Origin of the sequence: Actinophytocola xanthii (assembly GCF_001921205.1) — a bacterium.
GTDB classification, from domain to species: domain Bacteria; phylum Actinomycetota; class Actinomycetes; order Mycobacteriales; family Pseudonocardiaceae; genus Actinophytocola; species Actinophytocola xanthii.
Genome location: NZ_MSIE01000046.1, coordinates 65842 through 78159 on the forward strand (window position 1 = coordinate 65842; position 12318 = coordinate 78159).

At 69.3% G+C, this 12318-nt stretch carries 11 protein-coding genes; 10 read left to right on the forward strand and 1 reads right to left on the reverse strand.

The features are described 5' to 3' along the window. Positions 1-2 precede the first annotated feature (2 nt). From BU204_RS24165 to BU204_RS24210, 10 genes are all read left to right on the forward strand, one after another. Entirely contained in the window at positions 3-1691 is a 1689-nt protein-coding gene (locus BU204_RS24165) for a ThuA domain-containing protein (RefSeq protein ID WP_083661581.1), read from the forward strand. A 19-nt stretch (positions 1692-1710) separates the two neighbouring features. Further along, positions 1711-2271 carry a DJ-1/PfpI family protein gene (locus tag BU204_RS24170; RefSeq protein WP_075128029.1) on the forward strand — a complete coding sequence of 187 codons (561 nt, stop codon included), beginning with the start codon at positions 1711-1713 and terminating at the stop codon, positions 2269-2271. A gap of 39 nt (positions 2272-2310) precedes the next feature. Beyond that, positions 2311-4689, forward strand: coding sequence for an RICIN domain-containing protein (locus BU204_RS41470; RefSeq protein WP_083661582.1), 2379 nt, complete (start codon positions 2311-2313; stop codon positions 4687-4689). Next, positions 4686-5951: an ABC transporter substrate-binding protein gene (locus BU204_RS24180; RefSeq protein ID WP_075128030.1), complete on the forward strand. Its 1266-nt coding sequence runs from the start codon at positions 4686-4688 to the stop codon at positions 5949-5951. The genes BU204_RS41470 and BU204_RS24180 overlap by 4 nt, the downstream gene beginning before the upstream one ends. A 4-nt stretch (positions 5952-5955) precedes the next feature. After that, positions 5956-6921, forward strand: a complete 966-nt coding sequence (locus BU204_RS24185; protein WP_233160555.1) for a carbohydrate ABC transporter permease — start codon at positions 5956-5958, stop codon at positions 6919-6921. Next, on the forward strand, positions 6921-7739 hold the full coding sequence (locus BU204_RS24190) for a carbohydrate ABC transporter permease (protein ID WP_143229693.1): 819 nt from the start codon (positions 6921-6923) through the stop codon (positions 7737-7739). Before BU204_RS24185 ends, BU204_RS24190 begins: the two co-directional genes overlap by 1 nt. A 1-nt stretch (position 7740) precedes the next feature. Then, positions 7741-8997, forward strand: a complete 1257-nt coding sequence (locus tag BU204_RS24195; RefSeq protein ID WP_083661583.1) for a mandelate racemase/muconate lactonizing enzyme family protein — start codon at positions 7741-7743, stop codon at positions 8995-8997. Between the two features lie 143 nt (positions 8998-9140). Beyond that, positions 9141-9725 (forward strand): bleomycin resistance protein, encoded by a 585-nt coding sequence (locus BU204_RS24200; protein ID WP_075128032.1) that lies wholly within the window; start codon positions 9141-9143, stop codon positions 9723-9725. Positions 9726-9814: 89 nt separating this feature from the next. Beyond that, positions 9815-10765 (forward strand): CARDB domain-containing protein, encoded by a 951-nt coding sequence (locus tag BU204_RS24205; protein WP_075128033.1) that lies wholly within the window; start codon positions 9815-9817, stop codon positions 10763-10765. A gap of 94 nt (positions 10766-10859) precedes the next feature. Then, positions 10860-11138 carry a hypothetical protein gene (locus tag BU204_RS24210; RefSeq protein ID WP_075128034.1) on the forward strand — a complete coding sequence of 93 codons (279 nt, stop codon included), beginning with the start codon at positions 10860-10862 and terminating at the stop codon, positions 11136-11138. A 107-nt stretch (positions 11139-11245) separates the two neighbouring features. On the opposite strand, the gene BU204_RS24215 is transcribed toward BU204_RS24210, so the two are convergent. After that, on the reverse strand, positions 11246-12313 hold the full coding sequence (locus tag BU204_RS24215) for a 3-oxoacyl-ACP synthase III family protein (RefSeq protein ID WP_075128035.1): 1068 nt from the start codon (positions 12311-12313) through the stop codon (positions 11246-11248). Between the last annotated feature and the right edge of the window lie 5 nt (positions 12314-12318).

Consider the following 12318-nt stretch of genomic DNA (forward strand, 5'->3'; position numbering starts at 1 on the left):
AGATGAAACCCCTGTCCATCCGCCGCGTGCTCGGCGCGACCGCCGCCACGCTCGTCGCCCTCGCGTTCGGCCACAGCCCGCCCGTCAGCGCGGCCGACGCGCCCTACGACGTGCTGGTCTTCTCCAAGACCGCGGGATTCCGGCACGACGCCATCCCCAACGGCATCGCGATGATCCGGGAGCTGGGCGCCGCCAACAACTTCACGGTGACCGCCACCGAGGACTCCGCCCAGTTCACCTCCGCCAACCTGGCGCAGTACGAGACCGTGGTGTTCCTCAACACCACGGGAGACGTGCTGAACGCGGGACAGCAGAGCGCGTTCGAGTCCTACATCCGCGGCGGAGGAGGCTACGTCGGCATCCACTCGGCCGCCGACACGGAGTACGACTGGCCGTTCTACGGTGAGCTGGTCGGCGCCTACTTCGCATCGCACCCCGCCATCCAGCAGGCCACCATTCGGGTCGAGGACCGGGCCCACCAGGCAACCCAGCACCTCGGCCCCACCTGGGTCCGCACCGACGAGTGGTACAACTTCCGGACCAACGTCCGGTCCAGTGCCCGCGTCCTCGCCACGCTGGACGAGTCGACGTACTCCGGCGGTTCGATGGGCGCCGACCATCCGCACACCTGGTGCAAGACGGTCCAGGGGGGACGCTCCTTCTACACCGGCAGCGGCCACACCCAGGCCAGCTACACGGACGGGAACTTCCGGTCGATGGTGCTCGGCGGCATCCGGTACGCGGCCAACCGGACGAGGGCGGACTGCCGGCCCGAGAACGGCTACACCACCCTCTACAACGGCGCGACCACCGGCTGGTCGCAGTCGGGCCCCGGCGGGTTCACCAACAACGCCGGGACGCTGACCTCCACCGGCGGGCTGGGCATGCTCTGGTACAGCACCAAGGAGTTCCGCTCCTACTCGCTGAAGCTGGACTGGCGGATGGCCGGCGACGACAACTCCGGCGTCGTCATCGGCTTCCCGCCCGGCTCCGATCCGAACGCGTCGCTCAACCAGGGTCACGAGATCCAGATCGACGCCACGGACACCCCCGACCGGACCACCGGCGCGATCTACGGCTTCCAGGCGCCGGACACCGCGGCCCGCGACGCGGCGCTCAACCCGCCCGGCGAGTGGAACACCTTCGAGGTGCTGGTGGAGGGCGAACGCGTGCAGGTGTTCCTGAACGGCGTCAAGGTGAACGACTTCGTGAACACCGACCCGGCCCGCTCGCTCACCTCCGGGCACATCGGCATCCAGAACCACGGCACCGGCGACGACGTGTCCTTCCGCAACATCCGGATCCGGGAGCTGGGCGGCTCCACCCCCACGGCCGGGCCGATCGTGGGCGGCGGCAAGTGCGTCGACGTCAGCGGCGCCGGCACCGCCGACGGCACGAAGATCCAGCTCTGGACCTGCACCGGTGGCACCAACCAGCAGTGGACCCGCGACGGCGGCACCCTGCGCGCGCTCGGCAAGTGCATGACCGCGGCCGGCGCGGGAGACGGCGCTCTCGTCCACCTGTCCACCTGCAACGGCGCCGCGGGACAGAGCTGGACCACAGGCACAGCAGGCACACTCGTCAACGCCGGCAAGTGCCTCGACGCCAACGGCGGCAGCACCGCCAACGGTACGCAACTCATCATCTGGACCTGCCACGGCGGCACCAACCAACGCTGGACCCTGTCCTGACGCCGAAAGGAGCGAGTCAATGGCGAGAGTGCTGATCCTGACCGGCGACGCCGCCGAGGAGCTCGACTCGATGTACCCCGTCTTCCGGTTGCGTGAGGGCGGCCACGAAGCGGTCGTGGCCGCACCCACCACCCGCCCGGTCAAACTGGTCGTCCACGACTTCGAACCCGGCTGGGACGCCTACACCGAGAAACCCGGCCACCAACTCCCCGTCGACCTCGCCTTCCGTGACGTCCGACCCGGCGAGTACCACGGACTCGTCATCCCCGGCGGTCGAGCACCCGAGTACATCCGCACCGATCCCGACGTCGCCCGCATCGTCACCCACTTCTTCGACCACGGTCTCCCCGTCGGCACCATCTGCCACGGCCCCCAGGTACCAGCCGCACTCGGCCTCCTACACGGCCGCACCACCGCCGCCTTCCCGCCCCTGAGAACCGACATCGAACAGGCCGGCGCCACCTTCGTCGACGGCCCAGACGTCGTCGACGGAGCCATGGTGTCCTGCCGCGGCTGGCCCGACCTGCCCGACTGGTCGCGCGCGTTCATGCAGGTGCTGGAGAAGGCCGAGGTCCGATAGTTCGTTCGGGTGCGACAGCGGAATACCGAAGGAGATCCTGTGTTCGCGTCCTCGTGCTCCGCGGTGCGGAGACTCCTCGTGACCGCCGCGGCGTTGGCCACCGCGCTGGTCGTGGTGATTCCGGCTCGGTCGGCCTCCGCGGCCACGACCACCCTTTACGTCTCTCCGTCCGGCACCGGCACCGGTTGTTCCGCCGCCCAACCGTGCTCGCTGTCCACAGCACAGGCCGCGGTGCGGTCCCTCACCGGGGCGATGTCCGGCGACGTCGTGGTTGAGCTGGCCGGCGGGGTGTACCGGCTTGCCGCGCCACTGCGGATCACCGCGGCGGACTCGGGAAACAACGGTCACCGCGTGGTGTGGCGGGCGGCCCCGTCGGCGCGGCCGGTGCTCAGCGGCGCCCGTGCGGTCACCGGATGGTCGGTCGCCGACGCCGGGAAGAACATCTGGCGTGCGAACGTCGGCACCGGGACCGACAGCCGGCAGCTGTATGTCGACGGCGCGATCGCGACCCGCGCGCGTACCCAGGTCAACCGGTCCTCGTTCACCTTCACCAGCACGGGCATGACCTTCTCCAACCCCGCACTGAGCTACCTGAACACCCTGGCCAACCAGAACCGGGTCGAGGTGGAGAGCGTCAACTCGTTCACCGACCGGTACTCGCCCGTGCAGAGCATCAGCGGGAACGCCATCACGATGCAGCAACCCGCGTGGAACAACAACACGTTCGGCTACGACACGCTCGCGGCTCCGCACCGGGCGGGCCCGTTCTACCTCGCCAACGCCTACGAGTTCCTCGACACGGCAGGCGAGTGGTACCTCAACCCCGGCACCGGCACCCTCTACTACATCCCGCTGGCCGGGCAGGACATGAGCTACGTCAACGTCGAGCTGCCGGCACTGCAGTCGCTGGTGAACGTCGGCGGCACCTACGACGCACCCGCACACGACATCACGTTCAGCGCGATCACGTTCACCGGCACGACCTGGCTCGGCCCCAGCAGCAACCAGGGGTACGTGGACCAGCAGACCGGCGCCTATCTCGCGGGCAACTGGAACTGGCCCGCCGACCGGCTGTCCTCCTGCCAGAACGGCTGCCAGCAGTTCGAGGCGGCTCGACCGCACTGGTTCCAGATGCCTGCGGCCGTACAGGTGTCCGCGGCACGCGACATCACTTTCAGCGACTCCGCGTTCGTCAACCTGGGACAGACGGCCATCGGCATCGGCAACGACGCGAACGCGCACGCCAGCGGCGTCGGCCTCGGCGCCAGCGACATCACGGTCACCCGGTCCGAGATCGCCAGGAGCTCTGCCGGCGGCGTCGTGGTCGGCGGAGTCCGTTCCGACGCCCACCACCCGGGCGACCAGCGGATGGTCAACCGGAACATCACCGTCACCGACAACCGCATCCACGACCTCGGCGTGGAGTACCGGGGCAACGTCTCGGTACTGACCACCTACGTCACGACGACCGACGTATCCCACAACGAGGTGTACAACATGCCCTACTCCGGCATGTCCATCGGGTACGGCTGGGGCAGCAACGACGCGGGCGGCAGCGACCACTACGCGGCCCGCGGCCTGTACAACTTCCAACCGCGGTACGCGACGCCGACCACCGCGTCCGGCAACCGGCTGGTCAACAACTACGTGCACGACGTCATGCAGCAGATGAACGACGGCGGCTGCATCTACACGCTGGCGTGGAACCCGAACGCGGTGATCAGCGGCAACCACTGTCTGCGGACCAACGGCTACTACGGCGTCTACTTCGACGAGGGCTCGAAGTACTACACGGTGAGCAACAACGTCTTCTCCGCCACCGGCACCTGGGCCACCGCCAACTACTGGGGCGGGGAGAACATGGGCAACTGGACGGTAACCAACAACTGGTCGACCAACGGCAGCACCAACGTGACCAACGGGGACCGGGGCAACGTGGTCCACGGCAACGTCACCGTCACCGGCGGGAACTGGCCGGCCGGCGCACAGGCCGTGATGGCGAACGCGGGACCGCGGAACGGCGGTAGTTCGCGGCCCGCCGCGATCGTCGGCGGCCAGTCGGGCCGCTGCGTCGAGGTCGGCGGCGGGAGCACGGCGAACGGCTCCAGGGCGCAGCTCTGGGACTGCACCGGTGCCACCAACCAGCAGTGGACCCACACCTCCGGCGGACAGCTCGTCGTGTACGGCGACAAGTGCCTCGACGCGTCCGGCCAGGGCACCGCCAACGGCACGGCAGTCGTCATCTGGGACTGCCACGGCGGCTCCAACCAGCAGTGGAGCCTCAACGCCAACGGCACCATCACCGGCGTCCAGTCCGGACTGTGTCTGGACGCCAACGCGGCCGGCACCGCGAACGGCACGCTGCTCCATCTCTGGACCTGTCACGGGGGGACGAACCAGCAGTGGAACCTGCGATGAGGAACGGGCCACTGGGGACGGTCGCCCTGGCCGCCGTGTTGGTGCTGGTGGGCTGCGGGAGTGCCGCGGGGCCGGAGTCGTCCCCCGACGGCGGGAACAAGCTGGTGGTCTGGGACTGGAAGTCGGGAGACCCGGCCGCGGCGGCGTACGTCGAGGAGGCGAAGACCGACTTCGCGAGAAAACACCCCGACGTCACGGTCGAGTTCGTGGCCCAGCCGTTCGACCAGTACTACACCCTGCTCGGCGCGGCGATCCAGGCGGGCAAGGGGCCGGACGTCATGCTGTTCAACGGGGGCGGTCAGCTCCGCGACCGGGTGGACGCGCTCGTGCCACTCGACGACCACGTCGCCGAGGACCGGGACCGGCTGTCGGGCTGGGACGCGTTCACCGAGGACGGCAGGACCTACGCCGCACCGGTCACGCTGCAGGGGCATCCGATCTACTACAACGAGGAGCTGTACGAGCGGGCGGGTCTCGACCCGGACCGCCCACCGGCGACCTGGAACGAGTTCGTCAGCGGCTGCACCACGATCAGGGAGAAGACCGGCGCCACGTGTTTCGCCCTGGGCAACAAGGAAGGCATCGGCATCCAGTTCTTCCTCTCGGGTCTCGGCTCCGGCGCGCTCACCGACCAGGAGTACGACGACTGGATCGCCGGGCCGCGGAACTGGACCTCGCCGAACATGCGGCGGCTCTTCCAGCTGTGGACCGACACCGACGGTGCGGGCCTCAACAACGAGGGTGCCAACTCGACGGCGATGTTCAACGACTCGTTCGCGCTCTTCTCCTCCGGCAAGGCCGCCCACGTCATCGGGCTGATGTCGGACGTCGGGCACTGGAAGGACTTCGGCGAGTTCCTCGACCCGGGCGACGTCGGTGTCATGCGGGCGCCGGTGATCACCGCCGGGGCGACACCGAGCCTGCCCTACGACGGCGGCATCGGGTACGCGGTAGCCAGGTGGACCGCTGATCCACACCTCGCCGCCGACCTGGTCCGCTCGCTCACATCGAGGGACGCGCTGGCGGCGTTCCACACCGGTGCCGGTGCGATCGCCGCCGACACCGCTATCGACGTGTCGGAGGCCGGTCCGGCCGCCGCTGCCATCGTCTCGGAGATCGAAAGCGGCGAACCGGCCCTGCACGTGGCCCTGTCCTCGACGACCCTCGACCTGATGGGCCGGCTGTCCCAACAGTTGTTGAGCGGCTCGGTCACCGTCGAGGAGGCACTTTCGCAGCTCGCCGCGTCGGACGAGGGAGGCTGACCGGGTGCCGCTCGCGGGCACGCCGTCGTCGGTCCGGTCGGACCCGGCCGCGCGGACCGTCCGGGTGCCGACGGGGCGGGGCGCTCGGCCGGGGGCGCGGGCCGGTGCCCGCCGCGCGGAATACCTCGCGCCGTACGCGCTGGTGGCCCCCGCCGTGCTGGTGATCGTCGTGCTCCGGCTGTACCCGCTGGTGCTCGGCGTCAACTTCTCCTTCACCGGGGACGGGGAGCTCGACGGAACGGCGGTCGGGCTGGACAACTACGTGACGCTCTTCGGCGACCCGCTTTTCCTCGGCGCGTTGCGGAACGTGGGGCTGCTGGTGCTGTTGCTCCCGGTGGCGGTCGCGATTCCCGGACTGCTCGCGACGTTCATCCACCTGCGCGTGCCGGGACACCGGCTGTTCCGCGGCGTCTACTTCTTCCCGGCGGTGCTGTCGCCGGTGATCGTCGGGGCGATCTTCAACCTCCTGCTGGCCTTCGACGGTCCGGTCAACGCCGTCCTGGACACCGTCGATCTCGGGCCGGTCGACTGGCTCGGCGACCCGGACGTCGCGATCTTCGCGGTCGTCGGCGTCCACGTCTGGGCGACCTTCGGGATGGCGCTGGTGGTGTTCCTCGCCGGCTTCTCCACCCTGGACCCCTCGCTGCTGGACGCCGCGCGGATCGACGGCGCGCCCCTGCCCCGCATCATCTGGCACGTGATCATCCCGGGCCTGTCCCGCACCATCCAGTTCGTCGTCGTCACCACCATGATCGGAATGCTGACCTCGATGTTCGGGCTGCTCTACGTGATGACGAGCGGCGGCCCGGGAGGCGCCACCTACCTGCCGGAGTACTACATCTGGATCCAACAGGGCCAGATGAGCCGCCCGGCACTCGCCTCGGCCGCGTCCACTGTGCTGTTCCTCGTCATGGTGGTGGTGGGGCTGTTGCAGATCAGCGTGCTCCGCCGGTCGGGCAGGGCGGAATGATGCGGACGGGCAGGTGGCTGGCCGCCGTTCCGATGGCCGCGCTCGCGCTGGCCACTGTCTACCCGCTGGTGTTCACCACGAACGTGGCGCTCAAGACCCGGCACGAGTACGTGCTCGACCGCTTCTCCCCCGCCGACTCTCCCCAGGTGGACAACCTCGCCACCGCATGGGGCAGCGTCGGGATGGCGCGCTACCTCACCAACTCGCTTGTCGTCGTGACGTGCGCGGTGGCGCTGCTGCTGGTACTCGGGTCGATGGCGGGCTTCGCCCTGGGCAGGCTGCGGTTCCGCGGCTCGCGGACGCTCTACCTCGGTTGCCTCGCGGCGTTGTTCGTCCCGTTCCAGGTCGTCATGGTGCCGCTCGCGAGGACGATGGCCGCCCTCGGCCTGATCGACACCCGTCCCGGGCTCGTCCTCGCCTACGTCGCGCAGTTCCTCCCGTTCACGATCTTCCTGATGGCGAGCTACTACGCGCACATCCCGGTGGAGATCGTCGACGCGGCCAGGATCGACGGCAACACCCTGTTCGGCGTCTACCGGCGGATCATGCTGCCGATCGGTGTTCCGGCCCTGATCTCGGTCGGCATCCTGAACGCGCTGTTCTGCTGGAACGACGTCCTTATCGCCCTGCTGCTGATGCCGTCGGCCGAGAACCGCACGCTGATGGTGGGTGTCACGTCGCTGCGCGGCCAGTACTCGGACGACATCCCCACCTTCGCCGCGGGTGTACTGATCGCCGCCGTGCCCGTGCTGCTGGTCTACCTGTTCTTCCAACGCCACATTGTCCAAGGCGTCACCGCTGGTTCCACGAAGGGCTGACATGCGGATCACCGGTTTCCGAACGCTGAACACGGTCCAGGAATGGGGCCGGCCGGTCGGCGACGCCAACGGCGTCTTCGCCGACGGGCTCACCCCGGTGCCGATCGTCCTGGTGGACACCGACGAGGGGATCACGGGTACCGGTCTCGGGCCGCACGCGCTCGCCGAGACCGTCTTCGCCGCGATCGACGGCGAGGACCCGCGCGGCGTCGCGGCCCTCTACGACCGCATGTTGCGGCAGACCTTCAAGGCCGGTCACACGGGAGCGGTGTTCGGCACCATCGGCGCGTTCGACGCGGCGCTGTGGGACATCAAGGCCCAGGCCGCGGGCGAGCCGCTGTGGCGCCTGCTGGGCGGTCGGGACCGGCGGGTGCCCGCGTACGCCTCTGGCCTGGACATCTGCCTCACCGACGCCGAGCTGGTGGCGCTGTACCAGACCTACGCCGAGTACGGCCTGCGCGCGGCCAAGCTCAAGGGCGGCCTGGACGTCGAGCGCGACCGGCACCGGCTCTCGCTGGTGCGCGCCGTCCTGGCCGACACCGCCCCCGACTCGCGGCCCGCCCTGATGCTCGATGCGAACGAGTCGTGGTCCCGCAAGCAGGCCGTGCGCCACGTGGCCGAGCTGGAACGGGGCATCGACCTCACCTGGATCGAGGAACCGGTTCGCCGCTGGGACGCCGAGGGACTGGCCGCCGTCGGCCGCGGTGTCAGGGCGGCGGTGGCCAGCGGCGAGAACCTCACCGGCCTGGAACAGTTCCGACCCCTGCTCGCCGCGGGAGCGATCGACATCGTCCAGACGTCGGCCGTCTGGGGCATCACCCACTTCCTGCGGGTCGCCACCCTGGCCCACGCACACGACCTGCCGGTCAGCCCGGTCGGCAACACCCCTGTCGGCCTCCTGCACGCCGCGACCGCGATCCCGAACCACCTGGCCAGCGAGCTCCAGGACCTCCACCCACCCATCGGCGTCCTCGTCGACCTGCATGTGGAGAACGGCGAGTTCATCCTCGGCGACTCCCCCGGCATCGGCATCCAGGTCGACGAGGACGAGATCAGGGCGGCCCAGCACCGACCGCGCCCGCTGACCGCCGACACCCCGAACATCCGCCCGGAATCAGCCGGACGACGCCTCCTCCCCGCGCCGCTCAGCACCACGGCACCCCACCACCTGGGCACCCTTCGACCGCTCCCGGCGGCCGAGGGGCACGCGCGGCACAACGCCCACGCGCACCCCGACCCCTTGCTGGACAGGACGTAGCGGCCGGCCGCACGCGGCTGGTGGGTGCGTGCGGGAGGGCCGCGGTGGTGTCGGTGTTGTCGTGATCGGGGGGGGGTCGCACTGCGTTCGCTTGTGCGAATAGCTCGGTGTCGTCCCGACCGGCTCGGGCTTAGCTTCGGGCGGTGGCGAACGAACTGACGATTCCGGCCCTGCCCTGTCCTTCCATCGACGAGATCGCGTCGTTCTACGAGATGCTCGGGTTCGAGGTGACCTATCGGCAGACGCGGCCGAACCCGTACCTGGCGGTGCGGCGGGAAGACATCAACCTGCACTTCTTCGGCATGGACGACTACGACCCGGCGCAGTCCTACAGCACGTGCGTCGTCGTCGTGCCGGACATCCACGCGCTGTTCGAGGAGTTCGCGGCGGCCATGCGCGAGACGCACGGGAAGCTGCTCATCTCCGGAATCCCACGGATGACCCGGCCCCGGCTGCGCAACGACCGCTACACCGGGTTCACGGTCATCGATCCGGGTGGCAACTGGATCCGGATCACCAGGGCGCAGGCGGAACCCGAGGCCACCACCCGCTTGGCCAAGGCCATGGCGAACGCCGCGCGCATGGCTGACTCGCACGGTGACGACCGCCAGGGGTTGAAGATTTTGGAGGGCGCGCTGAAGAAGGCGGTCGGCGACGAGCCGGAGTTCCAGGCGGCAACCGAGTACCGGGACGAGCTGATCGAACGGGTCAGGGGGTCCGCGCGGTGAACCTTCTGACGGCGGGCGGTTCTGTCTGCCCCTTCGGTCGCCCCATATGACCATGCTCGGCCGGTCTACCGGCTGGTACACACATGGCTATGTCGCTGGCGAACCTTCAACTCGACAACATCTGGATCCAGGGCGAGTCGTACAACCCCGCCGCTCACCAGGATGCCGTCTGCGAGAACTGTGCGGCCATCCAGTTCAGCGTCGAGGTAGGCAACAACGGTGAGCGGGCGACGGGCACCTTCGCCGCGAGGTTCCAGCTCGACGGGACCGAGGTGCACAACGAGCAGCTGCACTCGCTGAGCCAGGGACAGACCCAGTGGGTGCAGTGGCGGCACACTCCGCTGCACGCCGGGTCGCACACGCTGACAGTCACCGCCGATCCCACCGACCGGGTGCGGGAGAGCCACGAGGAGGACAACGCCTACACGCACGCCTTCGAGGTGCTGGCGGCCGTCCCCGAGTGCCGCGAGATGACGTTCGAGGGCGAGACCGTGCGCGGGCAGGTCAACTTCGAGCAGCACGGGTGGAAGGAGATCGACGTCAGCTTCACCCTGAAGAACCCGATCGGCGCGCCGCTGGAGGGCTACCAGTTCTTCGCGGTGTTCTACGGCCCGGAGAACGAGGAGAGTTCGCCGAGCGGTGAGAACACCACGAACGAGCACGGCATCCTCCGGGCCGGGAACGTGTGGCTGAAGCCGACCGGAACGCTCTACCTGACCGGGGTGCCGATTGTCGGCGGCCCGTTCGAAGGGGGCCCGACGCTGTCGGGCAATGCCCACTACACCCTGGCGGCGCGGGCCACGTCGATCTTCTTCGACGTCCAGCAGGGCAAGGAGGAGATCATCCGCACAGCCACCAACCAGCACGAGGCCAGTGAGGCGCTCAAGCTCGAGGGCAAGGTCGGCATCAAGTTCGAGATCGTCGAGCTCGGCGGCGGCGCCACCCACGACCAGGGCCAGCGCACCACCGAGGGCCAGCAGGTCCAGTGGAAGGTGACGGTCGGCACCCCCGCGCTGACGATCACACCGGCCACGCACTGAAGCTGGCAAGGCGGTACCAGCAGGCGCCGTTTTGCTGGGGCGTCGTTTGCGGGTAGTGTCCGGATTGTCACATTGTGCGACAGAGAGGGACACCATGGGACTGTTCGACGCCGTCCGGGAGAAGGCCGCCGAGTTGCTGTCGGGGGCCACCGACAAGGTCAGCGAGCTGACCGGGACGGACCTCGCCGACGCCCAGCAGAACGCCACCGACACAGCGCAGAACCTGGGGGAGGGTGCTCAGGGCTATGCCGACCAGGCGCAGGGCGCGGGCCAGGACATCGCCGGGCACGCGACCGACGCGGCACAGAACACGACGGACTCGGTGATCGATCCCGCGATCGGCGGAGACATCGATCCGCGCGGCCAGCGGTAAGCACACGCTTCGTCCGAGAGATTCCCGCGGGACATCCAGGAGAGCACGCGGGTGACAGCGTCGTCGTGGGCGAGGGGGTGCTCGAACGTGGGGTCCCCACTCGCCGCTTATCTCGGCCAGCGCAGTGACATTCCGGCGTACACGTACCGGCTCGCCTCGATCGCGAGGAGCAGCACGGTGTGACCTGGCCGGACGCGGCCAGCGCGCACGCCGGCGTCCAAGGCCAGCAGCACGGCCGGTGAGCCCGTCGCGCCGACGTCGGTCAGGTTCTCCACGATCTTGCTCTGCAGTTCCTCGTAGTCCGCTCGGGATAGGCCGGCTCCCTCGAACTCGCGGCTGAAGTACTCCGCGTTCCCCTCCGGAAGGACCAGCGCGTCGACCTCGGCCAGTCGTAGGCCGGACCGGTTCAACAGATCACCCAGCGCGCTCACGAACAGCCGAGGACCGTACTTCGCCACGCCGACCGCGTCGAGCTTGATGTCCATCAGCCGGGCACGCTGCGCCTGCTTGGCGAACGGCACGTCGGTCCCGCCGCCGATCACCTGCATGCCCGGTTTGCGCAGCCCGCCGAGGCACGCGTTGACGTAGCCGTGCTCCTCCGCTGGCCCGTCCACCCCTCGCAGCACGACGGCACCGGCGCCGTCGCCGAAGTTGAACAGCGTCAGGCGGTCCCGCATCCGGACCGCCTCCGGGTCCCGGCCGACGAACATGGGTGCGAGCAGCGGCGAAATGGCCTCCGTGCCGATCACGAGCGCGGTGTCGTGGGTGCCGTCGGCCAGCTGGCGGCGGGCGATGTCGAGTGCCTGCACCGCCCCGACGCAGCCGGCCCGCAGCTCGATCACCGCGCACCGCTCCAACCCCAGGTACTCCTGCACGTAGCTGCCGGCCGTCGGCAGTTGGTACTCGGGGCTGGCCGTCGACACCACGATGAGGTCCACGTCCTCCGGCGTGATCCCGGCTCGTGCCATCGCCTGGCGGGCGGCGGCCTCCGCCATCCTGCTGTTGCTCGTCGTGTGCTCCCCGGTGGCCGGATCGACGAGCCAGTGTCGCCGCTTGACCTGGATGCCGTCCAGCACGTCCGCCGGCAGCGGCCCGCACAGCTTCTCGAGGTCGTCGTTGGTGATCGGCTCGCCGGGCAGGAACGCACCAGTGCCGGCGACGGTGACATTGCGCATGGAAC